The organism is Bacillus sp. N3378-2at, assembly GCF_033412715.1.
Lineage (GTDB): Bacteria > Bacillota > Bacilli > Bacillales > Bacillaceae > Bacillus > Bacillus subtilis.
This window is the reverse complement of sequence record NZ_CP117986.1, coordinates 350,072-373,992: the sequence shown is the minus strand read 5'-3', so window position 1 is coordinate 373,992 and position 23,921 is coordinate 350,072. Positions and strand designations below refer to the sequence as shown.

The 23,921-nt window shown below is 42.0% G+C and carries 29 protein-coding genes; 8 read left to right on the top strand and 21 right to left on the bottom strand.

Going from position 1 to position 23,921, the window contains the following annotated elements:
- Positions 1 to 4: 4 nt before the first annotated feature.
- From PUN35_RS02000 to PUN35_RS01970, 7 genes are all read right to left on the bottom strand, one after another.
- On the bottom strand, positions 5 to 220 hold the full coding sequence (locus PUN35_RS02000) for a YqgQ family protein (protein WP_004399107.1): 216 nt from the start codon (positions 218 to 220) through the stop codon (positions 5 to 7).
- Positions 221 to 329: 109 nt separating this feature from the next.
- Positions 330 to 1,853, bottom strand: a complete 1,524-nt coding sequence (yqgP, locus tag PUN35_RS01995) for a rhomboid protease YqgP (RefSeq protein ID WP_014480268.1) — start codon at positions 1,851 to 1,853, stop codon at positions 330 to 332.
- Positions 1,854 to 1,942: 89 nt separating this feature from the next.
- Entirely contained in the window at positions 1,943 to 2,116 is a 174-nt protein-coding gene (locus PUN35_RS01990; RefSeq protein WP_003230126.1) for a hypothetical protein, read from the bottom strand.
- Between the two features lie 66 nt (positions 2,117 to 2,182).
- Positions 2,183 to 2,746 carry a 5-formyltetrahydrofolate cyclo-ligase gene (locus tag PUN35_RS01985; protein ID WP_014480269.1) on the bottom strand — a complete coding sequence of 188 codons (564 nt, stop codon included), beginning with the start codon at positions 2,744 to 2,746 and terminating at the stop codon, positions 2,183 to 2,185.
- A gap of 84 nt (positions 2,747 to 2,830) precedes the next feature.
- Positions 2,831 to 2,980, bottom strand: coding sequence for a 50S ribosomal protein L33 (gene rpmG / locus PUN35_RS01980; RefSeq protein WP_003153056.1), 150 nt, complete (start codon positions 2,978 to 2,980; stop codon positions 2,831 to 2,833).
- Between the two features lie 83 nt (positions 2,981 to 3,063).
- Positions 3,064 to 4,143, bottom strand: a complete 1,080-nt coding sequence (locus PUN35_RS01975) for a glycosyltransferase family 4 protein (RefSeq protein WP_033881035.1) — start codon at positions 4,141 to 4,143, stop codon at positions 3,064 to 3,066.
- On the bottom strand, positions 4,140 to 4,610 hold the full coding sequence (locus PUN35_RS01970; RefSeq protein WP_033881036.1) for a hypothetical protein: 471 nt from the start codon (positions 4,608 to 4,610) through the stop codon (positions 4,140 to 4,142). The genes PUN35_RS01975 and PUN35_RS01970 overlap by 4 nt, the downstream gene beginning before the upstream one ends.
- A 179-nt stretch (positions 4,611 to 4,789) precedes the next feature.
- Between PUN35_RS01970 and PUN35_RS01965 the strand changes: the two genes are divergently transcribed.
- On the top strand, positions 4,790 to 5,143 hold the full coding sequence (locus tag PUN35_RS01965) for a hypothetical protein (RefSeq protein ID WP_014477348.1): 354 nt from the start codon (positions 4,790 to 4,792) through the stop codon (positions 5,141 to 5,143).
- The gene (locus PUN35_RS01960; protein ID WP_014480272.1) at positions 5,140 to 5,604 is read left to right on the top strand and encodes an endolytic transglycosylase MltG; all 465 of its coding nucleotides are present in this window, start codon (positions 5,140 to 5,142) and stop codon (positions 5,602 to 5,604) included. The genes PUN35_RS01965 and PUN35_RS01960 overlap by 4 nt, the downstream gene beginning before the upstream one ends.
- A gap of 27 nt (positions 5,605 to 5,631) precedes the next feature.
- Here PUN35_RS01960 and pstB (PUN35_RS01955) read toward each other — a convergent pair whose 3' ends face one another.
- The 9 genes from pstB (PUN35_RS01955) to PUN35_RS01915 form a co-directional block, all read right to left on the bottom strand.
- Positions 5,632 to 6,414: a phosphate ABC transporter ATP-binding protein PstB gene (gene pstB / locus PUN35_RS01955; RefSeq protein ID WP_014480273.1), complete on the bottom strand. Its 783-nt coding sequence runs from the start codon at positions 6,412 to 6,414 to the stop codon at positions 5,632 to 5,634.
- Positions 6,415 to 6,424: 10 nt separating this feature from the next.
- On the bottom strand, positions 6,425 to 7,234 hold the full coding sequence (gene pstB, locus PUN35_RS01950) for a phosphate ABC transporter ATP-binding protein PstB (protein WP_033881038.1): 810 nt from the start codon (positions 7,232 to 7,234) through the stop codon (positions 6,425 to 6,427).
- Between the two features lie 20 nt (positions 7,235 to 7,254).
- A complete protein-coding gene (pstA, locus tag PUN35_RS01945; protein WP_003230103.1) occupies positions 7,255 to 8,139 on the bottom strand; it encodes a phosphate ABC transporter permease PstA in 885 nt (294 codons plus the stop codon).
- A complete protein-coding gene (gene pstC, locus PUN35_RS01940; protein ID WP_014477352.1) occupies positions 8,139 to 9,068 on the bottom strand; it encodes a phosphate ABC transporter permease subunit PstC in 930 nt (309 codons plus the stop codon). Before pstC ends, pstA begins: the two co-directional genes overlap by 1 nt.
- A gap of 68 nt (positions 9,069 to 9,136) precedes the next feature.
- Complete coding sequence (locus PUN35_RS01935; protein ID WP_014480275.1) at positions 9,137 to 10,039, bottom strand: phosphate ABC transporter substrate-binding protein; 903 nt, start codon at positions 10,037 to 10,039, stop codon at positions 9,137 to 9,139.
- A 155-nt stretch (positions 10,040 to 10,194) separates the two neighbouring features.
- Positions 10,195 to 12,345 (bottom strand): penicillin-binding protein 2A, encoded by a 2,151-nt coding sequence (gene pbpA / locus PUN35_RS01930; protein ID WP_014480276.1) that lies wholly within the window; start codon positions 12,343 to 12,345, stop codon positions 10,195 to 10,197.
- A gap of 113 nt (positions 12,346 to 12,458) precedes the next feature.
- Positions 12,459 to 13,751, bottom strand: a complete 1,293-nt coding sequence (locus PUN35_RS01925; RefSeq protein ID WP_014480277.1) for an MFS transporter — start codon at positions 13,749 to 13,751, stop codon at positions 12,459 to 12,461.
- A gap of 106 nt (positions 13,752 to 13,857) precedes the next feature.
- Positions 13,858 to 14,466 carry a superoxide dismutase SodA gene (gene sodA / locus PUN35_RS01920; RefSeq protein ID WP_014480278.1) on the bottom strand — a complete coding sequence of 203 codons (609 nt, stop codon included), beginning with the start codon at positions 14,464 to 14,466 and terminating at the stop codon, positions 13,858 to 13,860.
- Between the two features lie 178 nt (positions 14,467 to 14,644).
- On the bottom strand, positions 14,645 to 15,127 hold the full coding sequence (locus tag PUN35_RS01915; RefSeq protein WP_004398518.1) for a DUF456 domain-containing protein: 483 nt from the start codon (positions 15,125 to 15,127) through the stop codon (positions 14,645 to 14,647).
- Positions 15,128 to 15,236: 109 nt separating this feature from the next.
- Between PUN35_RS01915 and PUN35_RS01910 the strand changes: the two genes are divergently transcribed.
- From PUN35_RS01910 to ispG, 3 genes are all read left to right on the top strand, one after another.
- Positions 15,237 to 15,998 (top strand): DUF1189 domain-containing protein, encoded by a 762-nt coding sequence (locus tag PUN35_RS01910; protein WP_014480279.1) that lies wholly within the window; start codon positions 15,237 to 15,239, stop codon positions 15,996 to 15,998.
- 94 nt (positions 15,999 to 16,092) lie between these two features.
- Positions 16,093 to 16,392, top strand: coding sequence for a LysM peptidoglycan-binding domain-containing protein (locus tag PUN35_RS01905; RefSeq protein ID WP_014480280.1), 300 nt, complete (start codon positions 16,093 to 16,095; stop codon positions 16,390 to 16,392).
- A 122-nt stretch (positions 16,393 to 16,514) separates the two neighbouring features.
- A complete protein-coding gene (gene ispG, locus PUN35_RS01900; RefSeq protein WP_010886567.1) occupies positions 16,515 to 17,648 on the top strand; it encodes a flavodoxin-dependent (E)-4-hydroxy-3-methylbut-2-enyl-diphosphate synthase in 1,134 nt (377 codons plus the stop codon).
- A gap of 25 nt (positions 17,649 to 17,673) precedes the next feature.
- Here the strand turns inward: ispG and PUN35_RS01895 are convergent, their stop codons facing one another.
- Entirely contained in the window at positions 17,674 to 18,063 is a 390-nt protein-coding gene (locus tag PUN35_RS01895; RefSeq protein WP_072557054.1) for a DUF308 domain-containing protein, read from the bottom strand.
- A 132-nt stretch (positions 18,064 to 18,195) separates the two neighbouring features.
- Between PUN35_RS01895 and PUN35_RS01890 the strand changes: the two genes are divergently transcribed.
- On the top strand, positions 18,196 to 18,777 hold the full coding sequence (locus PUN35_RS01890) for a nucleotidase (protein ID WP_003246215.1): 582 nt from the start codon (positions 18,196 to 18,198) through the stop codon (positions 18,775 to 18,777).
- A 42-nt stretch (positions 18,778 to 18,819) separates the two neighbouring features.
- Here PUN35_RS01890 and zur read toward each other — a convergent pair whose 3' ends face one another.
- Both zur and PUN35_RS01880 read right to left on the bottom strand, forming a co-directional pair.
- Entirely contained in the window at positions 18,820 to 19,257 is a 438-nt protein-coding gene (zur, locus tag PUN35_RS01885) for a zinc uptake transcriptional repressor Zur (RefSeq protein ID WP_004398578.1), read from the bottom strand.
- A 137-nt stretch (positions 19,258 to 19,394) separates the two neighbouring features.
- Positions 19,395 to 20,276 (bottom strand): YitT family protein, encoded by an 882-nt coding sequence (locus PUN35_RS01880; protein ID WP_014480282.1) that lies wholly within the window; start codon positions 20,274 to 20,276, stop codon positions 19,395 to 19,397.
- A gap of 115 nt (positions 20,277 to 20,391) precedes the next feature.
- Here PUN35_RS01880 and PUN35_RS01875 point away from each other — a divergent pair, with 115 nt between their 5' ends.
- On the top strand, positions 20,392 to 20,646 hold the full coding sequence (locus PUN35_RS01875; protein ID WP_003230076.1) for a DUF2624 domain-containing protein: 255 nt from the start codon (positions 20,392 to 20,394) through the stop codon (positions 20,644 to 20,646).
- A gap of 26 nt (positions 20,647 to 20,672) precedes the next feature.
- On the opposite strand, the gene PUN35_RS01870 is transcribed toward PUN35_RS01875, so the two are convergent.
- Complete coding sequence (locus tag PUN35_RS01870) at positions 20,673 to 21,566, bottom strand: deoxyribonuclease IV (RefSeq protein WP_009967756.1); 894 nt, start codon at positions 21,564 to 21,566, stop codon at positions 20,673 to 20,675.
- Between the two features lie 9 nt (positions 21,567 to 21,575).
- Entirely contained in the window at positions 21,576 to 22,892 is a 1,317-nt protein-coding gene (cshB, locus tag PUN35_RS01865) for a DEAD-box ATP-dependent RNA helicase CshB (RefSeq protein WP_015483443.1), read from the bottom strand.
- Positions 22,893 to 23,060: 168 nt separating this feature from the next.
- Here cshB and PUN35_RS01860 point away from each other — a divergent pair, with 168 nt between their 5' ends.
- Entirely contained in the window at positions 23,061 to 23,804 is a 744-nt protein-coding gene (locus PUN35_RS01860) for a YqfQ family protein (protein WP_014480284.1), read from the top strand.
- Positions 23,805 to 23,921: the final 117 nt, after the last annotated feature.

The window sequence follows — 23,921 nt, the reverse complement described above, 5'->3', positions numbered from 1 at the left end:
CACCTTAGCCTTTATAGAAATCTCTTCCGTTTTTTGTTTGTTCCAATTCTTTTCGAAGGACAGCTGCCGCTCTGGCCCACTGCTCCTTTTCAATCATGTGGTTCATGTATAATTCCTTTAATTCATCCAGCATAAACTCAATTTCAAGCTCTCTGTCTCCAAAATAAACAATGTGGCCAAACGTTTTTAACAGCTGCTGCACATCATAAAATGTATTCATTTTCCTCACCATTTCTTGAACTTAACTATCATAAGCGTATTCATAAGGAAGCGGTCAGTCAAGAAGAAAACGCTGACAAAAAAGCCAGCCTCCTTTCCATATTCCACCTTTATGATTCTTTATTGTTTTCAATTTGTTGCTGAAGCTCCTTGTAGCGCTGCTCCTTCGGCTTAAGTTTCACAGCCAACCTGATGGCCTTTTCTGCTTGTGCAAGCTCATTTTTTTCCGCATACAATAAGGCTAAATAGTAATATGAGGCATGGTCTTTAGGTTCTTTTTTCACTGCTCGTTCCAAAAGGGAAACCGCCTGATCATATTCGCCGATTTTAATATCAGAAACAGCAAGAATTTTCAAAAGATCGGCAGAGGCATCTTTTTGCGCTGCTTCTTCGTTCAGCAATTCTGTTACTTCTTCATACTTTCCTTCCTGATACAGCTCGCTTGCCTGCTGAATCAGCGCTGATTCCTGGTGTGAAGGCGAATGCAATCCGTAATATAAAAATCCGGCAGCCAAAGCAATCAGCAAAACCGCTGACAACAATCTTTTTCCAAAGGCTCCGGCTTTGGGCAACCCCAATGCTGCTGCAGCGAAAAAGCCGCCAATCAAGCCGCCGATATGTCCTGAATTATCAATATTTGAAACTGCAAAACCAAAGCCCAGATTGATGATAATAATGACAATAATATTGGTTCCTATGGTTCTTAAAAACATTTTTCGATTAGACAAAGCAACATACAGTAATGCACCTAAGCATCCGAATATGGCTCCTGATGCCCCTGCCGAAGGATACGGGCTGAACACAAAACTCGCAATCGAACCCGTAATGCCAGCAGCCAGATAAATCAGCAAAAATCTCCCCGATCCATACATCCGCTCAACCGCTGTACCAACCGACCATAAAGCCAGCGTATTAAAAGCTAAATGCGCTATGCCGATGTGAAGCACGATCGGTGTCAGAAGCCGCCACCATTCTCCTTGTGCAATTAGGCTGTTTTCTTTTGCTCCAAAAGCGACCAGCGTCTCCGTATTTGTGCTGCCCCCGTTTATTTCGAGCAAGAAAAACATCAGGATCTGAAGCGCAATAAATAAATATGCAAAAAACGGTTTTCCGTTTTGAAAAACCGCCGCTTCAGTTTTTCTCTGTTCTTCTTGTTTCAGCACTAGCGAAAGGAAACGTTCTCGCGCCATTTGCGCGTCTTCAAACGAAGCGTGTTCCTCTGTACAATCTTCTGGACGAAATGATGGAAAAACCGCTTGAAGATCATCTCGAAGCATCGTTCCTCTAACGATCGCCGGCTCAACTGACACAGTTCCCTTCTCAAACATTTTTTTTGCAATCTCTTCCCAGTCATCAACAGGGGCTTCCGTTGAAAAAAACACATTCAGCAGCTTCATCCTTCGTCTGCCCAATTGATGTCTGACTCGTTCTACTCGTTCGGCCTGCTCTTCGATGTCTCTAACCATTTCTTGACGGAAATCAAGATCGTGCTTATAAAGACGAACTAGATCATGAGAGGACTTGTCCGGCGCTTCCAGCCATATTTCATCTGACTCACCGGCTTGTATGACGCCATACCCGCTATTCACCAGGTGCGCCGCAATTTTCCAATATGTATACTCCAGCAAAAACATGTTTACCGCTCCAATAGTTTTTTTTCATTATAACAGCTGGCGCTCCGAAACGCCTACTGAAAGCAAAAAATCCCGTTTTTCACGGGATTTTAGAAAGCTTGCTGTATAAACTTATTGCGGATAAATGGAATTCTTAAAAACAAATGGATAAAAGACCGCCTGATTCCTGGCTGGCTGAGTACAGTATTCATAAGACGGTAGCGATTTTGATAAAACATGACGGCAGAAACCGCGAAAATGGCATATATCAAAAGTTTTTTCATTATATCCCTCCTGCCAATAGGGTTTGTTATTCTACCTTATTTATTCTCGAATAAGGGACAGGAAAGTTATGAAAAACAAGAAATAATCCGATCCTCTGTTACAAGCTTATGTACCGGGATGTCATGCGGCAGACTGGGTACGTGCGCATACAACTGGCACTCCAAAAGCAATGAGACTGTCTTCCCTTCATATTCACTTAAATAGCGATCATAATAGCCGCCTCCAAAGCCGACCCTAAACCCGTTAACATCAAAACAAACACCTGGAACGATCATCAAGTCAATTTGTGATGGGTTTACTTCTTTTGTTTTTTCAATTACCGGCTCGAGCAGTCCGGCATACACGGTTTCGAGCTGATCATCAGTCTGATATGTGCGAAATTGCATTTTCTTCGTGTCCGGATGGCATTTTGGGATGCAAACTTGTTTCCCTTCTTCCCAAGCCTGCTCAATGACAGGACGCGTCGGTATCTCTAATCCTCTGGAAATAGTGACGGCAATGGTGCCGGCATTTTGCCACTCCGGCAGAGAAAACAAGTACTTATACATACGTTCCGTTTTTTGAAGAATATCTTCATTTGATAAAGCAGATAGTGCCTCCAGCGTCTTTTTTCTTAATTGTGATTTCATCTCTCATCCCCCTCGGAATAGAAAAAAAGCCAGAACCTTTTTCAAAGCTCTGGCTTTTTTCTTACACCTCAAACAGCAAGGCTGTTATTTTGTTTCACGGTGTAACGTAGATTTTTTATCACGTGGGCAATATTTTTTAAATTCAACGCGGTCTGGATTGTTGCGTTTGTTCTTTTTAGAAATATAGTTACGCTCACCACATTCAGTGCAAGCCAAAGTAATATTAACGCGCATTATTTTCCCTCCAAACTAAAATCATTTACTTATTCAGACTTATATATAATACCACTATAATGGACGGAATGCTAGGCTGTTTTTCAATGAATTGCTGAATTATTGAAGATACGCTCATAAAGCTGCAAATATGATGACGTAATGAGTCGGGGGTGGTGGAGCTTGAACACTTGTTGTCTGCCAGCTTCTTTTATCCGGCGGGCTTTTTCCCGGTCTTTTAAAAAACTGTCCAGCAGATCAGCCGCTTCCTGTACGAGCGTAAAATTAGCGATGATTGCCGTTTTGTCATGAACGGCATAATCACAAAAACCACCCGACTGAGAAACGACAGTCAGCACACCTTGTTCCATGCTTTCTTGCGCGGCTAGCCCAAACGGTTCATAAGAACTAGGGAAAACAGCCATTTCACATTGAGACAGTAACGTTCTGATGTCTTTCCTATTGAGAAACGGCAGGAACATGACACGATCCTTCAGGTTATATGCCGCAGCCAATTTCTCATAGGAGGACAGAGACGGCCCCTCCCCAGCCAGCACTAGATAGAGGTCAGGCTGACGCTGCTTCAAGATGGCAAATACCTTTAACAGCTGCGAAAATCCTTTTTCCGGAACGAACCTTCCATATGAAAAGAGGAATCTTCTATTTATGCTTCTTTGGATTTTCCCCTTCTCTTCCTCCATAGATGCAGGGCTTGGGATAACGGTTATTTTTTTATGTGCTGCCTTATTAAGAGACCGCTTCATAAACGTGCTTAATACGACCAAAGCATCAGCCGATTCTATAAGGAGCCGTTCGGTCATGAGCCTGTATGGGTGTGGGGCTTCTCGGCACACCTTCTTCCTTTCGCTTTCCAGGCCGTGGATTGTCGCAGCAAGCGGAAGGCCAAGCCGTTGTTTCAAATACTGGGCGGCAGGGGCTGTTGTGTCATCATGAGCATGAATCAGATCAAAGCGTTCATTGTGTGATAACACATGGCGAACCATTGTAAAGTTAGCATCAGCTATGTAATCTTCAAACTTCGCATACGAAAACAACTGCCCGCTCGGAGTACAAACCGTAATGTTGATATGAGGCTTTAAATAGGAAATGAGGCGGTTTAAATGGTCACCGAGCCCGCTTTTCGGCTCATCGGGATGTTCGGGTGAAAGCATGAGAATGTTCACCGTTCTTTTTCCCCTCTCCCATAACAGGTGTATGCAGAAAATTGCTCTTCCCACCTGGTGTGCGCTTCTTCAATCTGAAAGCTGTTTATATGACGAATCCCATTTTCATCAAGATAGATGTCATCTGTACCGGCAAGCTTGAGAGAGACATTCATTGAATTCACAATTCTGTATTCAGCCCGATATACAGCATCACCAGCCGCCTGTCTAATCGTCCATTCGCCTTTATCATACGTTGTGCGTTTTGTACTGACAGCTTCAATGTCTTTTCTTTTGATGACAATGCGCAATTCTTTTATCATATCCTGCGTCTTTTCGAAAAGGACCGCTTCAGCCAGCCGCATTGTTTCTTCTGAGATTTCCCAGCTTACGGTCAGGGTGTGAGCGTTTTGAATGATCATGTCGAATGTGTCCCTAAAAAAGAAAAGCTTATGTCGTATATTATAGGGAAATGGGTGTTTATCCATGGACTCCTAACATTCTCCTTTCCAATCGTTCACTTCGTGTTCCTATTAAACCATTACATAAAGAAGAAGCAAAGAAAGATTTCTCGACAAAATCTCGTTTTTTTCGCGAATTCCTTTAGAAACTATTGGTTTTATGGTATAAAAAAGAAGGATAAAAAAAGAATAGAAGGTGATGAAACGTGGAAATTGCTATTATTGCGTTGTTTATCGTCAGTATAGCGCTAATTGCATTCTCATATTCTCAAAGAGACCCGATGAAAGATGTAGAACAGGAACTCGAAACACTGCAGCTTTCTGCGATGCAGGAAATTTACAAGCTCAAAAAGAAAATGACAGTGCTTGAGGAAGAATTACTGGAAACAAACCTTGTCATTCGCAAATCAAAGCAGAGCGACATCAATCAAAAAATCGCTAAACAAATACTTTCTAAATATAATAACGGTATGTCAGCTGAAGCGATTGCTAAAGCTGAGCATGTATCAGTGGAAGACGTGAATACGATTATCAAGGATAATGAGAAGGTGCTCGTATGACAAAACGGGGCATTCAGGCATTTGCTGGCGGCATCATTTTAGCGACAGCCGTTCTTGCAGCTGTTTTTTATCTGACTGACGAAGACCAGGCCGCTGCTGTAAAAGATAATAAAACAGTAACTGAACAAGACGTGAACAATTACCTTGATTCTAAAAAAATGGTTTCTGTGAACCGTGATGAATATCAAAAACTTCTTGATTCAAAAGAGAAATCGTTGACCGATGACAGCAGCTCAGACACGAAAACAGACAAAGTCAAAACGTACAAGCTCAAAATTAAAGATGGCATGAGCACTGCGGATGTATCTGCTATTCTTGAAAAAGAGGGCATTATCTCTTCGGCTCAAGACTTTAATGACTATGTCATTGATGCCGGCTATCACAAAGAAATTCGTGCCGGCGAGTTTAAAGTAAAATCAGACATGAGTTTCAAAAAGATCGTAAAAACGTTAACACGATAAAAAACAGGCTGACTCAGCCTGTTTTTTTCATCCAAACTTTCCTGAAATGTAATCGAGCGTTCTTTGGTCCTTCGGGTTAGAGAACATTTTATTCGTATTGTCGCATTCAACAAGCTCGCCCATGTAGAAAAAGGCGGTTTGATCAGAAACCCTTGCTGCCTGCTGCATGTTATGCGTGACAATGACAATTGTATATTTATTTTTTAGCTCTAGAATGAGTTCTTCAATTTTTCTCGTTGAGATTGGATCTAGTGCAGATGTCGGTTCATCCATCAGCAAAATATCAGGATTGGTCGCAAGTGCTCTGGCGATGCAAAGACGCTGCTGCTGGCCCCCTGACAGCGAAAGAGCGGACGTATGCAATCGATCCTTCACCTCATCCCATAACGCCACGTCTTTTAATGACTTTTCCACAATTTCCTGAAGCTTCTTCTTATTTTTGGTGCCGTGGACTCTCGGTCCGTAAGCCACATTATCAAAAATAGATTGCGGAAACGGGTTCCCTTTTTGGAATACCATGCCGATATTTTTCCGTAAATCCACGATGTCCACTTTATCCTTTAAAATGTTGCTGCCATTATAGTTCAGCTCACCTGCAAGCTTTACATTTGGCGTCATTTGAATCATTAAATTCAATGTCTTGATAAAGGTCGATTTCCCGCATCCGGATGGACCGATAATCGCCGTAACCTCATTTTCATAAATGCTCAAATTGATATTTTTTAAAGCATGATGCTGTCCATACCATAAGTTCATTCCATTGACTTGATAGACTTCCTGTTTCATTACGGCTTCGGTAGCAATACTCATTGCCGCCCTCCTATCCGAATTTCCCATTAATATAATCCTCTGTCTTTTGCTTTTTCGGACTCGTGAAAATCTGTTCGGTCTGTCCGTATTCTACAAGCTCGCCGTTTAAAAAGAATGCCGTCCGGTCAGAAACCCGCAGAGCCTGCTGCATATTGTGCGTGACAATAATAATTGAGTATTCTCTTTTCAATCCTGTAATTAATTCCTCTATTTTCGCATTTGAAATCGGATCAAGCGCTGAAGCTGGTTCATCAAGCAGAAGAACAGCCGGCTTCATCGCAAGCGTTCTCGCGATGCATAAACGCTGCTGCTGGCCGCCGGATAACGAGAGTGCGGATGAATGTAAACGATCCTTCACCTCATCCCAGAGAGCCGCTTTTGTTAAACTTTCTTCCACAATTCCATCTAAAACAGCTTTATTCCGCTCTCCGGCATATTTCAATGCATGTGTGATATTCGCATAGATCGATTTCGGAAATGGATTTGGTTTTTGGAAAACCATTCCGATTTCTCTTCTCAAGCTGACAACGTTAATATTGCCGCCCAATATATTTAATCCTTCATAAAGGATTTCACCTTCCGCTCTTGCAGATGGAATTAAATCGTTCATTCGGTTAATATTTCTCAAAAAAGTAGATTTTCCGCATCCCGACGGCCCAATTAAAGCAGTCACCGCATTTTTTTCAATATCCATGTTTACATGATGAACGGCTTGTTTATTTCCGTAAAAAATAGACAGATCTTTGACCTCAAGCACGTGGTTCTGCTTCGGAACAATAACAGCTCGCTCAGGTTTTTCTTTTACCATTTGTTCAGACATGTTTTTCGCCTCTTTCCGTTCTAATTTGCCGTAAGCTTCTTGTAGATCATCGTGCCAAGCCATCTCGCTGCGAGATTAAACACAAGAACAGAAATCACCAGCACGGCAGAACCACCGTTGGCAATCGCTTCAGCATCCGGAATCATTCCTTGTGTATTGACGTTCCAAATGTGGACCGCAAGTGTTTCAGCGGGCCTGAAAATATTAAGCGGTGATGTTTCCGAAAACGGGTTCCACTCCGTAAAATTAAGACGCGGTGTTGTCAGGCCTGCCGTAAATAATAATGCGGCCGCTTCCCCGAACACCCTTCCTGACGCTAAAATTGCTCCTGTGATAATAGAAGGAATCGCACTTGGAATTAAAACCGTTTTTACGGTATGCCAGCGTGATACACCTAAAGCGAGAGAGGCTTCCTTCAGATCTTTAGGGACTGAACGGATCGCGTCTTCTGTCACACGCACCATGACAGGAAGGTTAAAAACAGTTAACGCAAGCGCCCCGCCTATGATCGTATATCCCCAGCCTGTTAAGTTGACAAACATCAATAATCCAAACATCCCAATGACAATAGACGGAAGAGATGAAAGCACCTCTATACATGTTCTGATGAAGTCAGTTACTTTGTTATTAGGCGCGTATTCAGCCATGAAGACTCCGCCGCCCACACCGAGCGGGATTGTAATCAGCATTGTAATAAACAAAATATAAAAGGAGTTAAACAGCTGATCTCGTATGCCTCCTCCAGCTGCAATGGCGCTCGATTTTGTTGTAATAAATTGAAAACTGAGCTGAGAAACACCGTTTATAATAATATAGGAAAACAAACCTACTAAAATGGCAGCGATAATGGCTGCACACAAACCAAACATTCCGGTCGCCAGTTTATCTGTTATTTTGCGGTTCATTACACTTTCCTCCTAGATGACAAGTAGCGAATAAGCAGGATGAACAGGAATGACATCACCAGAAGCACAAGCCCCATTGACCACAGCGTATTGTTTTCAACACTTCCGTATGTGGTGTGGCCCATATTCAGCGTGATGATCGTTGTCAGCGTTCCCGCAGTGTCAAACAGGCTTTCCGGCAATACTCTTGTATTTCCAATGACCATCTGAACAGCCAAAGCTTCACCGAACGCCCGAGCCATGCCTAACACAACAGCTGTCATCAATGTTGGAAAAGCTGCAGGCACAAGTACTTTTCTGATCGTCTGCCATCTTGTCGCACCAAGCGCGTAAGAACCCTCTCGTAAACTCTTCGGAAGAGAAGCCATTGCATCAGCAGAAATCGATGTGATCGTCGGGAGAATCATGACGGAAAGGACAATCGTTCCCGCCAATAAACTGTGCCCTGTTCCGCTCGATTTGAACTGGGCGATAAACGGCACCAATACTGTAAGACCTATGAATCCATAAACAACAGATGGAATACCGACTAAAAGCTCAATCACCGGCTGCAGCACTTTCTTTCCCCAATTCGGGGCAATCTCTGTCATAAAAATCGCACCTGCAATGCCAAGCGGCGCAGCGATTAGAGCAGAAAGAATCGTTACTGCAAATGAGCCAAAAATAAATGGCAGCACTCCGTATTTCGGATCACTATCTGTAGGATTCCAATTTAAGCTCGTTAAGAATTCAATTGGGCTTACACCATTTACAAGAAAAGATTGCAGCCCCTTCACGCCGAGGAAAATGGTGATTGCAACAGATGCCGCAATCATAATCAGCGCACATGCTGTCACAATCATTCTTCCCCGAACTTCATCCAATTGCCGATTTTGCCTTGAGCTGATTAAACGCTCGCTCACAGACATATTTTCTCTATTGTTTATCATTGTTTTACACTCCTATGAATGTGTTAAGAGGAGAAACGGTTGTCCCCGCACTCCTCTTTTTATTAAGATCAGCTTTGCTTCCCGTTGGCATCGCGTGTCACTTTCATATCAGTAACCGGAATGTAGCCTTGGTCAGTAACAATGCTTTTTTGAATGTCTTCACTCTTTAGATAATCAAGAAATTCTTTAGCTAAACCTGTCGCTTCACCTTTTGTATAAGAATGCTGATAAGCCCAGATCGGATACTCGCCAGTTGCTACATTTTTCGCTTCAGGTTTAACACCGTCAATAGATAGAGCAGTTACTTTGTCATCTGTTAAATATGAGAATGCAAGATATCCAATCGCTCCCGGAGTATCAGCAATGATTTTTTTCACCGTGTTGGAGGAATCTTCAGTAATGCCTTCTGCAGGTTCTTCTCCGTCAAGCGCATATTTCACAAATGTAGCACGTGTGCCAGAAGAATCAGGACGGTTTACAAGTGTAATCTTTTGGTCTTTGCCGCCGAGCTCTTTCCAGTTTTTAATTTTGCCAGTGAAGATTTTTTTCAATTCATCTTTTGAAATATCCTTCACACCAGCATCAGGGTTTACAGCTGCTGCCATACCAACTACAGCGACTTGATGATCGACAAGCGCTTTTGCATCGATGCCTTCTTTTTCTTCTGCAAAAACGTCTGAATTCCCGATCTGAACAGCTCCTTCAGAGACTTGAGAAAGCCCTGTTCCAGAACCGCCAGCTTGTACCTGTATATCAGCATCAGGGTTTTCTTCCATAAATTTTTCCGCGGCTGCAAGTACTAGTGGCTGCATTGCCGATGAACCAGAAATGGTTAAAGAACCTGATGCCTTTTCTTCTCCTTTTGCAGAATCGCTATTCGATTTTTTACTTTCTCCTGCATTTCCGCATGCAGCTGCAATCATCATAAATGCAGCCATCAGAAGCATAAGCACCAATTTGTTTTTTTTCATTTCCTGAATTCCCCCTGCGTATAATGTGTAATTTGTCCTACACGTATAGAGTAAAGGTTCTATGTAAAAAGGGTTTGAACCGAATGTTAAGGTTTTGTAAATCAGTGCGTTTTTTTGTATAAAAAAAAACGCCCACATCATGTGAGCGTTTCTTTTTAGTTATCAGAAGACGTTGTGTTTTCTGCATTTTCTTCAATTTTGTCTTTATTCTTTTGCTGAGTATCTTCTTTGTCCTGCTTCGATTTCAGCTCAAAATATTTATCCATTACTTCCCTGCCGATTTCGTTTGTAATTGAGTATCTTTGATTGTAATCAATGTAAGTCCAAGGAACTACGACAGAAATAGCAATCTCAGGATTGTCAGCTGGTGCATAAGCCACAAGCGTCGTATTATAAGTGTCTGTTCCTGTTTTTGATTTATCCGGTCCGTCGTAAAATGATTGGGCTGTTCCTGTTTTTGCAGCTGGTTTATACGATGCTGAAGCCAGTTGACCTGCAGCTGTCCCTTTAGTGGCAACCCGTCTAAAACCGGCTTGGACCTCTTCAATATAGCTACTCTTCATATCGACTTTATTCAATACTTCAGGCTGAACAGAATCAACGACTGCGCCGATCCCTTTTTTCGCATTTGAATCTCTGACTTCCTTTACAAGCTGAGGCTTCATGCGGTAGCCACCATTTGCTATGGTGGAGACATATTGAGCCAATTCCAGCGGTGTATAAGTATCATACTGTCCAATGGCGAAATCAAGCAAGAAACCAGATAATCTGCTTGTACCTTTATATCCCGTCATTTCATTTGGTAGATCAATTCCTGTTTTTACTCCTAATCCAAATTGACTGAAATAATTTCTGAAGGTATCAAATGCAGAAGTATCCAAAGGCAATGCTTGGTGAGGTTTATATTCACCTTTACCAACTGCAATAGCTGTTTTAAACATAAAAACGTTTGATGACTTCTCTAATGCAGTTTGAATACCAACCGGCCCTAAGTTTTGCCAAGATTTTTTCCCTCTTTTATCCTGGCCGATATACAATGGTTCATCCTTAAATACAGTATTCAAATTAATCGCTCCAGTTTGAAGACCGGTCAAAACGGTTGCACCTTTTACAGCTGATCCCATAGCGTAGGATGAAGTCATGGCTCCTAATGCATAATCATCAAACTTATAGGCTCCATTTTCTCGTTTAATCTGCTTCCCTGCCATTGTCAGCACTTCGCCGTTTCTAGGGTCCATCATGACAACGAATGCACGATCCAACAATTCGGTACTAGGTCTTGCTTTAGCAGCTTTAAGTTTTTTCTCAATAATTTTTTCCACTGATTTTTGCAAATCAATATCAATTGTTAGTACAAGATCTTTCCCGGCTTTGCCTTCAGATACCGTTTTTGTTCCCGTGACATTGCCTTTTGAATCTGTGATATTTTCGACTTTTGCTTTTTGGCCCTGCAGAAGGCTTTCATATTGGTATTCCAGATAGCTTTTTCCGACCCTGTCATTTCGGCTGTAGCCAAGCGACAGATAATGGTCGAGCAAGTTGGACGGCAATCCTTCATTAGAGCTGGACACACTTCCGAGCACTGAGCGAAGAAGGTTTTTATACGGATATTCACGTTCCCAATCGGACGTGACATCAACACCTGGCAGTTCGTCTAAATGTTCACTTACCACTGCCATTTCCTTCGCTGATACATCCTCATTTTTAATATATTGAGGGGTCAAAGCATAGCCTGAATCCATACGCCTTTTGATAGCGAGGATCTGCATATCTTTATCCGTCAATTCATTCAGCTGCTTATCAGTAATCCGTTTTAGCTGAAGCTGGTATAAATCGTCATCGGATATTTTTTTGTCTTCAACCTGCTGTCTTTCTTTAGAGCTAATGAGCTTTTTCGCTTCTTTCGGTCTAGTCAAAATCCAATAATCTTTTTTATCCCGTTCTGTTACTTTTTTTGTATCGACTTTGATCATGTCAGACAGCTTTTTTGCGATCTTTAAGCGCTGTTCTTGCGTGGTCGATTTAGATCTCGTGTATGTGATTGCATTTAAAGCCTTATTTGTCACAATGGCATTAAAGTTTCGATCATAAATTTTCCCGCGTGGTACCGCTGAGCTGACTTCACTTTGTTCCTGCTTATTCGCTTGGTTTTTGTAATCATCGCCTTGCACGATCTGCTTGATGCCCAGTTCCACAATAATCCAGGTGAATATAACAAAGGCAGCTAAAAATAAAATATTCAGCCGGATCGGAAGCGACTTCTTTTTCTCTTTATGATTTTGCTTTTTTGGTTTATTTCTCCTCATAACATCACCTTTTCTATTTACAGAAAGAAAAGACACTCAAGTAAGAGTGCCAGTTTTCATTTTAAAGGTTTTTTCGACTTTTTTCTACAGATAACCCCTTTTTGGCAAAAAAATTATCTCTCGCCTTTTAACAGGGTCGGTTCTGTTACCCGTTTTTGGCCGTCTTCTTCCTTGGTTTCATTTTCCCCTTCTTTCTCCTTAAAACGGATATCCTTGACAAAGTAATAAATCAAAGGATGTCCTATACCCAATATCGCAAGTGACAAAGGAATTCCCACATCCTCTTTCAGAAGGGCCATGATCAGGAGAAAGCACAAAATGGAAACAATTCTGCCGGCATTCAAGAACATTTCTCTAAGCACGATATATTCAATTCTTGCTTTTCTGGCATGCCTCGCGTTCCCTATCACATCATATGTAAGTGATACATATGGCACAAGCAACAGAGGATAGCCGATGGCAATAAAAACGCCGTACGTTAATAATGTCGAAAAGCTCATATGGAACAGAATCAAAAACAGCGCGCCATACAAAATAAGTCCGCCCAGCAAAATCGATTTTTTTCTCGCCTTTTTCTTAATCAGCCTGGATGCAAAGTAGTAGGCAAAGAAGGAAACAGCTGAATTGACAAGACCGAATGTACCGAGAGCAAGTTCACTGTTTGTCTCAATAAATACAAACACACTGATTAAAAAGACAAAAATCCCTTCTCTCAAACCCTGAAAAAAATGCGCATTCGTGATTCTCCGCCAATTCATATTGCTATGGCGCTCTCCAAATACTTTGCTCAGCATAAAACGGCCCTTTGATTCTCTCCGTTTTAAGAAAAAGCTCATCACGACAGCCAGGGCAAATAAACTGAGGGAGAGACTGAAAATCACTGTATAACCCGTATTATTTTCAAGCCTTGAGATCACGAATCCGGCTACAATCGGGCCGATCATTCCTGCAGAGGAAGAAAGAATGCCCATAAACCCGTTGAAAAAGTCTCGTGTATCCGGCTCTGTTATTTCAAAGGTCAGTACGTTAAACGCTAGCCAATAAAAGCCATAGCCCACTCCGAGCACCGCGCCGATTAGCACGAGGCGGCTGGCCGCCGTTTCTCCGGCTAAAAGCACACTTAAATAAAAGGCAGCTAAAAAAATGACGCCGAACCTTAAAATGAATACCCTGTCTATTTTTTTGGCTAACCGTCCAGCCAAATAAAAGGTTATCGGCTGCATTGTCACAATGGATAAATTATATATCGCCAAATCAATAAATTTCCCTGACTGCTTCCAAAGATACACATTAACAAAAGTATTGGACAGTGCAATTCCCAGCGAGTAAAGCCCGCCAATGGTCAGCAGAAAGAGTAACCCTTTGTTTACGTCTACATCGCCTATCACTTTTTTTAGTTTGCTCATTACTGACTCCCCTTTACTATCCCTTAGTCTGTCTCACTCAAACCGAGATATGTAAAAAGAAGACATAAAAAAACAAGGCCCCATAATGAGGACCTTGTTTGTGCCATTATTTTGCTTCGCTGTATAGACGAGCCACTTCGTCCCAGTTTACAACATTCCAGAAAGCTGAAATGTAATCAGGACGGCGGTTTTGATAGTTAAGGTAGTAAGCATGCTCCCAAACGTCAAGACCTAAGATAGGCGTTTTGCCTTCTGAAAGCGGAGAATCTTGGTTTGGCGTGCTTGTGATTTCAAGTTTCCCGTTGTTCACAACAAGCCATGCCCAGCCAGAACCGAAGCGTCCAGCTGCTGCTGCTGCGAATTGCTCTTTGAATTTGTCAAAGCTTCCAAATACACTGCTGATCTCTTCAGCAAGCGCGCCAGTCGGTTCGCCTCCGCCGTTTGGAGATAAAAGTGTCCAGAATAATTTGTGGTTCGCGTGTCCGCCGCCGTTGTTGCGGACCGCAGTGCGGATGTTTTCAGGAACAGAATCAAGATCTGCAACAAGCTCTTCAACTGATTTGTTGGCAAGAGCAGTGTTTCCTTCAACCGCTTTGTTTAAATTTGTCACGTATGTGTTGTGGTGTTTCGTATGGTGAATAGTCATAGTTTCCTTGTCGATATGCGGTTCTAAAGCATCGTACGCATAAGGTAATTCTGGAAGTTCGTAAGCCATGATAATTCCTCCTTAGTATATATGTACTGAAATGCCGCTTCACAGCGAGCCTTTCTTCATTCAATGTAACAAAAGAATGCTTTGTAATCAATGAAAAAGCTCACGATTTGGCTCATTTCAGCGGACATATTTCACTTTAACCGATAATCTGCCCCATTAAACCTGCCGCCAGCATTTCTTATAGGACCGTCCATAAAAAGTATCCGATCATCAAAAGCTGTATGATGCCCTTTGCAATAACCCCTGTTAAAAAACCAATGAGTGAGCCGAGGCCAATTTTAAACGCTGACTTTAAGTCCTTCTGATGGACGATAAGTTCTGCGCAAACAGCCCCGATAAACGGCCCCAATATGATCCCTGCAACCGGAATGACAAAAGGCCCGATTAATAAACCGATCGTGCTTCCCCATATGGCAGCTTTGCTTCCTCCGAACCTTTTTACTCCAAGCAGATTCGACACGTAATCTGCTGCAAATAATACTGCGGCAAAAACTGCCTCAACAAGCCAGAACATATAAGAATACGGACTGAATGAAAATAAAAATCCGTACAATACAAATCCGGCAACAATAAATACTACGCTCGGAATAACAGGATACACCAGCCCGATAAAGGCAATGATAAAAACCGCTGCAATCAACAGCCAATACAACATATCCATAGCTTCCATCCTCCCATTTTACTCTGTCTTCTTCATGTCTTCCTTGTATTCACACGCATGCAACGATACAATAAGCAACATATATTAGTTTAGCTAGGAAGTGAAGATAGTGAATGTGTTTCAGCTTTTCATTAAAAGTACATACTCTCCCCGTGATATTGCAAAAACAAGATTTCAAGGAATCGGAAAAGCGATTCTTTATGTATTTTTGCTCTCTGTCCTGTTTGCAATCCCTACCGCTTATTATGTAAGTACAGGGACCGTAAAATCAATGAACGGCTTTAAAACTGTTTTAAACAAAGATTTCCCTGATTTCACAATTTCAAACGGCAAACTTCAAACGGATGAGAAAAAAGCCACGGAATCTCAAGCAAATGGTTTCGTTATCGTGTTCGATCCGACAGACTCCTATGGCACTGAACAAATTGAAGCAAAGCAAAACGCGATCGGCATCCTTCAGAACAAATTTGTTTTGGCCATTGACGGACAAGCCCAAGAAATGTCTTACTCAATGATGCCATCAGAGTTACAGAAAAAAGATGTCATTGCAGGTTTAAACCAAAATAAAGCGATGATTGTAACTGTTCTCTCAGATCTTATTTTTCTCGTAACAGCAGCGGGAAAATTTATTGAAGTATCGTTTTTAGCGCTTATCGGGTTAATCATTAAGAATTCTCAGAAAAAACATTTATCCTATCATCAGCTCTGGAAGCTTTCTGCTTATTCCATCACCCTTTCAACTGTATTCTTTACAATCATGCGGGCACTAGAAGCAACCGTACCAAGTGAATTTTTGCTGAACTGGTTTGTCAATTTTGTCATCCTGTTTCTCGTTTTAAAAGAGATTCCGTCCAAAAAAGCTGCTGTATAAACCGAGGCTGCATTCGCAGTCTCTTTTCTTTTGTCATGAATCGAAATGGACAAGCATACTATGGTATAAAATTTCGTATGCGGGAGGAAAAGCGATGAAGCGTCTCACCTTAGTATGCAGCATTGTTTTTATACTTTTTATTCTTGTTTATGACCTTAAAATTGGAACCATCCCCATTCAGGACCTCCCTGTCTATGAAGCATCAGCAAAAACGGCTGTACAAGAACCGGCTTATAAAACGGTGAAGGTAAAGCCGGGTGATACGGTTATGTCGATAGTCGGATCAGCAGGTTCTCCGGATGACATTGTAAAGGATTTTGAAGCACTGAATCCAAATGTGAAAGCCAATGCCATTCAAGCGGGAACAGCGTATAAATTCCCGGTCTACCCTTAATTTAACGTTAATTTCTTGTCAGTTCGGCGAAGACACTGTTACAATGTAATTTGTAAAATAAATTCACATAAACCATACTAGAATTGTTATATCTAGAAGCGGCAACTACAATTAAGGAGCGATTGCAAGTGAGTGAAATCACACATCGTACAAAAACGCGTCCCGTCAAAGTGGGACCTTTAACAATAGGCGGCAACAATGAAGTTGTCATCCAAAGCATGACAACAACAAAAACACATGATGTAGAAGCAACGGTTGCGGAAATTAACCGTTTGGCTGAAGCCGGTTGCCAAATCGTTCGGGTAGCATGTCCGGATGAACGGGCAGCAAACGCCATTGCGGATATTAAAAAGCGCATTTCCATTCCTCTTGTTGTTGACATACATTTCGATTATAAACTTGCGTTGAAAGCCATTGAAGGCGGCGCAGATAAAATCCGCATCAACCCCGGCAACATCGGTCGACGTGAAAAAGTTGAAGCGGTTGTTAAAGCGGCCAAAGACAAAGGCATTCCGATCAGGATCGGAGTAAACGCCGGTTCATTGGAAAAACGCATTTTAGAAAAATACGGTTATCCGACTGCCGATGGAATGGTAGAAAGCGCACTTCATCACATTAAAATTCTTGAGGATCTTGATTTTCACGATATTATTGTCAGCATGAAGGCCTCTGACGTGAACCTTGCAATCGAGGCTTATGAAAAAGCGGCGAAAGCGTTTGACTACCCGCTTCACCTCGGGATCACCGAGTCAGGAACGCTGTTTGCCGGCACAGTAAAGAGCGCAGCAGGACTCGGCGCCATTTTAAGCAAAGGCATCGGGAACACCATGCGCATTTCACTAAGCGCAGACCCTGTAGAAGAGGTAAAAGTAGCAAGGGAGCTTCTGAAATCTTTCGGCTTAGCCTCCAATGCTGCCACGCTCATCTCATGTCCGACTTGCGGCCGTATTGAGATTGATCTAATCAGCATTGCCAATGAAGTGGAAGAGTATATTTCTAAGATAAAAGCGCCGATTAAAGTTGCTGTTCTCGGCTGCGCTGTAAACGGACCTGGTGAAGCGAGAGAAGCTGATATCGGAATCGCCGGTGCACGCGGTGAAGGTCTGCTGTTCCGGAAAGGGAAAATTGTCCGTAAGGTTCCAGAGGAAACGATGGTAGAAGAACTCAAAAAAGAAATTGACATTCTTGCTGAGGAACACTACGCAAAACTTGAAGCTGAAAAAGCAAAATTAAAAGAAGAAACACAAAAAGCTTGACGGGAACCCGTCAAGCTTTTTTGTGTTAGAAAAATGGAATAATAAATATTCCAAGCACTAATGAAACGACACCGATACCCATTGCCCAGGCTCCAAGGCCTTGAGCACCTCTTCTTCTTGCGATATAGCCGACAATAATACCGGCAGCTCCCAATAAAACAGGCAGTACAAACAATGAAATGATGGACAAGGCTAAAGCGATATATCCTATTCCCCGTCCTTCATTGACATTGCCGTCGCTGCGATCATTGTCTTGGTCATTGCTGCGGTCAGCAGCACGATAAGGCTCTGCGATTTCAGCAGCTGTTTCCTCAAAAAAACCGTCATTGTCGCGGGTAATATTTGTCCCTTCAGATCCATGATCAACATAGTAACTGTTGTTATCACGCTTTTCGTAATCGTTTGCCACCTTCAATTCCCCCTTCTGTTTTATTAAAGGAGCTTTTATAGTTTGATCCATTTTGCCTGATTCATGTTTGCTAAACTTTTCTGTTAATGTCAATTGTTTATGTTACACTTGAAGGGATGAAACTGAAGGAGTGTGGGCATGTTACGCTTAGGAATAGATATTGACGGCACAATCACGGCTCAGGATACATTCGTCCCTTATTTGAACCGTTCGTTTAATCTTTCCATTTCATTAAACGATATGACGGATTATGATTTAACAAAGCTGTTAAACATTACCCAGGAAGAATTTTGGGATTGGATGAATCAAAATGAAGCGATCATATATAAGGAAGCATTGCTTGCACAGCATGCGAAACAGTCACTTGATCTTCTCAAAGAGGAGCACAAGCTTATTTATATTACAGCGAGACGGACTCATTTAACTGATATTACCTATGAATGGTTTGACAGACAAAACATTCATTATGACCACATCGAACTCGTTGGCGGTCATCACAAAGTTGAAGCGGTCAAGAATCATAACATCGACCTGTTTTTTGAGGATCATCACGGGAACGCCATGATGATTGCGAAAGAAGCCGGGATACCGGTGATTTTGTTCAATTCCCCTTATAATCAGCTTCCGATTGATTCAAACATCATCAGAGTAAACAACTGGCTAGAAGCCGTTCAATGGATGAACAACAACAAGCATCACTTAATACGCGTCAATAACTGAAAAAGGAGCCCAAACCGGGCCCCTTTTTCATATATACGCATTTTACGCAGTAGTGTTTTCTTGGTTTTCCGCTGTACAATCAGGGCATGTGCCATAAATCTCAAATTTATGCCCGCTGACCTGATAGCCATCCAAATCATCACAAAGCTTGTCCATCGGACATGATTCAATTTCCTTTGTTTTGCCGCAGGCAAGACAAATAAAATGATGGTGGTGATGGGTGAATGAACACTTAAATCGGAAGAGCTTTTCACCGGACAGCTCAGTTGTTTCCAAAATCCCAAGTTCTTCATATAAAGAAAGATTTCTGTAGATTGTATCAAAGCTTAAGCCTGGATAATCATCATTCAGTGCAGACAGTACGTTTTTAGCGGTAAGATATCTGTCTGAATCAGCAAAAAGCTGCAGCATATCCTCCCGTTTGTTTGTATATTTATATCCGTTTTCTTTTAGTAGGTTCAGCGCTTCTTGTACGTTCATGAAGGGTCCCCCTTTTCGCTTTGCTTAAGAACGTATCACATGTATGAAAAAGAAAATGGCAGCTGTCTGTCCAGCAAGCCATTTTCTTTACTGCAGATAAAATTATACCCATAAAATGAATAAAAGTAAATGAAAGCCTAGTGGATTGCGTTTTTGAATTTTCCGCCTCTCGTTTCATGAGTATTCATAATTGTTATGAATGCATTTTGATCAACTTCAAACACGATCGATTTGAGCTTTGTCACTTCCAGCCTTGTGACAACCGCGTAAATTACGTCTTTTTCTTCGTCCGTATATCCGCCTTTCCCCTTCAGCTTCGTTGTGCCCCGACCGAGACGGTGCAAAATCGCGTCGGAAATCTCATCATACTGCTCAGACACAATAATGACAGCTTTTGTTTCATCAAGCCCTTGGATCACAGCATCAATCGTTTTCATCGCAATATAATAAGTCATGAATGAGTACATCGCTTGCTCAGGACCGAACACAAAAACTGCCCAAATGAAAATGAACACATTGATGAACATAACGAACTCACCTACAGAAAACGGGAGTTTTTTGGTCAGCAAAATACCGAGAATTTCTGTACCATCCATTGAACCTCCGTTTCGAATAACAAGCCCGACGCCAAAGCCGAGTAAAAGACCTCCGAACACAGTAGCCAAAATAGGCTGGGTTGTAATGGCTTCTACATGGTGAAGTGAGGATTCAATAACGGCAAGTCCGACAATCCCTATAAACGTAGAGACTAGAAAGGTCTTACCGATATATTTATATCCGAAGATCATAAAAGGAATATTTAATATGACAACGAATAAAGCGAAATTGAGAAAGGGGTTTGACATAAAGAGGTGGTCTAAAATAAGTGATACACCGATAATCCCGCCATCAATAAAATCATTGGGGATTAAAAATAATTCAATACTTACAGCCGCAGATGCAGCTCCTACCAGAATCATAAAGACCCTGAAAATAAAATGGGTAAATGTTTCTTTCTTATGTTGTTTTGTTGGGGTCATAAAATCTCCTTTCCTGCAATAACTATTTTAAATACATTATAAATCTATTTTACCATTAAACACTGACACATTTTACTGATTTGCCCATACATTAAGTCTGGAGGTGGAATGACCGATGATTTTATTTCAAAGAATTATTTTACAGCGGCTTAATCAGGCTACTGCTGATGATTTGCTGAAGTACTCAAAACAATACGGAATCAGCTTAACAAGATCGCAGGCAGTTGAAGTAGCGAACCTGTTATACGGGAAAAATGTAAACATCTTTAATGAGAGTGAACGAATGCGGCTGCTGAAACAAGTAGAGACGATTACATCGAAAGAAACAGCTCAAACAGTTAATGAACTATTCAAACAATTTACAAGCTAAAAAATGGGGGTGTTATCCCCCATTTTTTATTGCTGTAAAATCTTTTCGAGCAATGTATCATCAAATTGTTTTTCTTTCAGCATTTCAATCTCAAAACGGTATGGCGGTTTTTTGTTCTTTTTATCTTCACCGACGTATGGTGTTTCAAGAATTTTTGGAATGTCTTTTAACTGCTCATGGTGAACAACATATTGCAGTGCGTCAAAACCTATTTCACCAAAGCCAATATTTTCATGGCGGTCTTTTCTCGCACCTTTGACATTTTTGCTGTCATTGATATGAAGCACTTTAATACGGTCAATGCCAATGATTTTATCGAACTCGTTCAGCACTCCGTCAAAGTCTTCGACAATGTTATACCCGGCATCATGTGTATGGCACGTGTCAAAGCACACTGACAGCTGCTCATTGTGTGTAACGCCTTCGATAATCTGTGCAAGCTCCTCAAAGCTTCTGCCGCATTCCGATCCTTTTCCAGCCATTGTTTCTAATGCAATCTGGACATTTTGATTCGGATCAATCACTTCATTTAAGCCTTCAATAATTTTTTTGATGCCGGCTTCAGCTCCTGCCCCTACGTGAGCACCAGGATGAAGGACAATTTGCTTCGCTCCGATGGCCGCTGTCCGTTCAATTTCTGAACGAAGAAAATCAACACCCAGCTCAAAAGTGGACGGATTTGTCGTGTTGCCAATATTAATAATATAAGGCGCGTGTACGATAATCTCGTCAATGCCGTTTTCTTGCATATGTGCCCGGCCTGCTTCTATATTTAAGTCTTCAATTTTCTTTCGGCGCGTATTTTGCGGTGCGCCTGTATAGATCATAAACGTATTCGCCCCATAAGAGACTGCTTCCTGGCTTGCAGCCAGAAGCATATGTTTTCCGCTCATAGAGACGTGTGAGCCTATTCTCAGCAACAGGTTCCCCTACTTTCTTTTCTTAGATTGGTTTCTTCTCTGTTTTTTCTTGATTTTCTCCATCTCATAGCTCATTTTCTTTTTATACCCAGGCTTAACCTTCTTCGGCTTTTTCACGAGACGATGAGCAATTTCATCCGCTTCATTCGGCGTTTTTTTACGCTTTTTGCGGCGCTGACGGTCATCGCCTTTTTTCCATTCGCCCTTTTCAAGCTCTAAGTAATCAAATTCGATGCCCATTTTTTCAAGTCTTACTAATGCATCCTCATCAGTAAGCTCATAAATGGTCATCGCTTGTCCTGATGAGCCGGCACGAGCCGTTCTGCCCACACGGTGAACATAGAAATCGAGATCATCCGGCAGCTCATAGTTGATAACATGGCTGACACCTTTAATATCAATACCTCTTGCGGCAAGGTCAGTTGCAATGACATAAGTGAATTCCAAATCATTGATCTGCTTCATGACTTTTTTCCGCTCACGTGGTGTTAATCCGCCGTGCAGCAAGCCGATTTTCATGCCTTTGCCAGTCAGATACTGGGCAATATGGTCAGCCGTATTTTTCGTGTTGGCAAACACAATCCCCAAGTATGGATTCAGATGCGACATGATGTCAAAAAGGAGCTTGTCCTTGTCACGATGTTTCGAAGGAATGAGGATATGCTCGATTTTCGCAGCAGTCACCTGTTTTGGCTCCACATGGGCGTATTTCGGATTTTCCATGTATTTCTTCAAAAATGGTTTCAGCTTTTCCGGTATGGTCGCTGAGAACACAAGCATTTGCAGATCCTCAGGCATGCGGGAACCGATGTAATCTACATCTGCAAGGAATCCCATGTCCAGCATTAGATCCGCTTCATCAATAACAAGAGATTCCGCTTTATGAACACTTAACGCCTGTTCTTTGATTAAGTCAGCAATCCGTCCGGGTGTACCGACAACCAGATGCGGCTGTATTTTCAATTTATCAATTGATTTTTGTTTATCAGTGCCTCCGATAAAACATTTCGAGCGAATCTGACTGCCTTCCTCACCCTGCGTGATTTTAAGCGCTTCCTGATAAATCTGGTTGGCTAGCTCTCTTGTCGGAGCCGTAATGACTACCTGAACGACATCCTTAGCAGGATCGATTTTGTTTAATAAAGGCAGTAAATAAGCGTGAGTCTTTCCAGTACCCGTCTGAGACTGGCCGATGACGCTTTCTTTTTTTAACACTGCAGGAATCAGCCTTTTCTGGATATCAGTTGGTTCGTAAAAACCAAGGCGATGTACTGCATCTATAATAAATGGTTTCAATTCATAAAGTTCAAATTTCGTTTCTTTCATTTTTCCCAGCTCCTTAAAGCGGCACATTATGTGTCCATCATCACATTATACCCGATTTCGCTTAAAAACACCACGTTTGCAAGGCGTTTGTTTTATTCAGTTATGTAAAGCAAATACCGCAGCCCATGCATATTCTAATAGCAGAGAGAGCTGAAAGGAGGTACAAGTATGTTTTCACCGCAGCAGCCAATGAGAAATTACCCACAGCCCGGACCGCCCCGCCCCATGCCAAATCAGCGAATGATGGGCAGAAGACCGCCTAATATGCGAGGACCTTCATTTGGAGCACAGCAGCAAGGTTTTCAGCAAGCCGGACAATTTCTTCCCCAGGCAAATGCCGGAGCGAGAAATGGCGCAGGCGGAGGCGGAGGCTTAAAAGGAATGCTGTCAAGGTTCCTACCCGGCGGAGGAGGCGCTGGCAGCGCCGGAGTTCCCGGAATTCCAGGAGCAGGTGCAGCAGCGAGCGGAGGTGCTGGCCTGCAAGGCATTCAAAATATCGCCAATCCTGCATCATTATCCAGTATGCTTGGAAATGTGCAAAAAGTACTCGGCATGGCGCAGCAAGTCACCCCTATGATCCAGCAGTACGGCCCATTAGTCCGCAATCTGCCAGCAATGATGAAGCTGTACAGCCAATTAAGTAAAAGTGATGATACTGAGACAGAGACCAATGAGGAAAGTGAAAAACAATCCGTTTCAGAAGAATCATCAGAAAAAGAGAAAGAGACTGAAACAAAAACCTCAGATGGGAACAAAAAATCAAAACCAAAACGTTCTTCTCTCCCAAATAAATCTAAAACAACTGACAATAAAGAACAAGAATCAAAAACATCTGCCCCGAAGAAAAAGGAAGCTGCCTCTCCTGCTCCGAAAAGAACATCAGGCAGTTCAAAACCGAGATTATATATTTAACATTCTTTGATATCTGAAGTGAGATTGGCTATAATGAGATCAGAAGAATGCAAGAATAGAGCCGTTTGATTACGGCTTTTTATATTGCCTTTACTCACTTCAGTATTGGAGGACAAC

Bases quoted from the DNA above. Each gene is read 5' to 3' on its own strand.
- PUN35_RS02000 (WP_004399107.1), bottom strand. From the start codon at position 220: ATGAATACATTTTATGATGTGCAGCAGCTGTTAAAAACGTTTGGCCAC.
- yqgP (WP_014480268.1), bottom strand. From the start codon at position 1,853: ATGTTTTTGCTGGAGTATACATATTGGAAAATTGCGGCGCACCTGGTG.
- PUN35_RS01990 (WP_003230126.1), bottom strand. From the start codon at position 2,116: ATGAAAAAACTTTTGATATATGCCATTTTCGCGGTTTCTGCCGTCATG.
- PUN35_RS01985 (WP_014480269.1), bottom strand. From the start codon at position 2,746: ATGAAATCACAATTAAGAAAAAAGACGCTGGAGGCACTATCTGCTTTA.
- rpmG (WP_003153056.1), bottom strand. From the start codon at position 2,980: ATGCGCGTTAATATTACTTTGGCTTGCACTGAATGTGGTGAGCGTAAC.
- PUN35_RS01970 (WP_033881036.1), bottom strand. From the start codon at position 4,610: ATGGATAAACACCCATTTCCCTATAATATACGACATAAGCTTTTCTTT.
- PUN35_RS01960 (WP_014480272.1), top strand. From the start codon at position 5,140: ATGACAAAACGGGGCATTCAGGCATTTGCTGGCGGCATCATTTTAGCG.
- pstB (WP_014480273.1), bottom strand. From the start codon at position 6,414: ATGAGTATTGCTACCGAAGCCGTAATGAAACAGGAAGTCTATCAAGTC.
- pstB (WP_033881038.1), bottom strand. From the start codon at position 7,234: ATGTCTGAACAAATGGTAAAAGAAAAACCTGAGCGAGCTGTTATTGTT.
- pstA (WP_003230103.1), bottom strand. From the start codon at position 8,139: ATGAACCGCAAAATAACAGATAAACTGGCGACCGGAATGTTTGGTTTG.
- pstC (WP_014477352.1), bottom strand. From the start codon at position 9,068: ATGATAAACAATAGAGAAAATATGTCTGTGAGCGAGCGTTTAATCAGC.
- PUN35_RS01935 (WP_014480275.1), bottom strand. From the start codon at position 10,039: ATGAAAAAAAACAAATTGGTGCTTATGCTTCTGATGGCTGCATTTATG.
- pbpA (WP_014480276.1), bottom strand. From the start codon at position 12,345: ATGAGGAGAAATAAACCAAAAAAGCAAAATCATAAAGAGAAAAAGAAG.
- PUN35_RS01925 (WP_014480277.1), bottom strand. From the start codon at position 13,751: ATGAGCAAACTAAAAAAAGTGATAGGCGATGTAGACGTAAACAAAGGG.
- sodA (WP_014480278.1), bottom strand. From the start codon at position 14,466: ATGGCTTACGAACTTCCAGAATTACCTTATGCGTACGATGCTTTAGAA.
- PUN35_RS01915 (WP_004398518.1), bottom strand. From the start codon at position 15,127: ATGGATATGTTGTATTGGCTGTTGATTGCAGCGGTTTTTATCATTGCC.
- PUN35_RS01905 (WP_014480280.1), top strand. From the start codon at position 16,093: ATGAAGCGTCTCACCTTAGTATGCAGCATTGTTTTTATACTTTTTATT.
- PUN35_RS01890 (WP_003246215.1), top strand. From the start codon at position 18,196: ATGTTACGCTTAGGAATAGATATTGACGGCACAATCACGGCTCAGGAT.
- zur (WP_004398578.1), bottom strand. From the start codon at position 19,257: ATGAACGTACAAGAAGCGCTGAACCTACTAAAAGAAAACGGATATAAA.
- PUN35_RS01880 (WP_014480282.1), bottom strand. From the start codon at position 20,276: ATGACCCCAACAAAACAACATAAGAAAGAAACATTTACCCATTTTATT.
- PUN35_RS01875 (WP_003230076.1), top strand. From the start codon at position 20,392: ATGATTTTATTTCAAAGAATTATTTTACAGCGGCTTAATCAGGCTACT.
- cshB (WP_015483443.1), bottom strand. From the start codon at position 22,892: ATGAAAGAAACGAAATTTGAACTTTATGAATTGAAACCATTTATTATA.
- PUN35_RS01860 (WP_014480284.1), top strand. From the start codon at position 23,061: ATGTTTTCACCGCAGCAGCCAATGAGAAATTACCCACAGCCCGGACCG.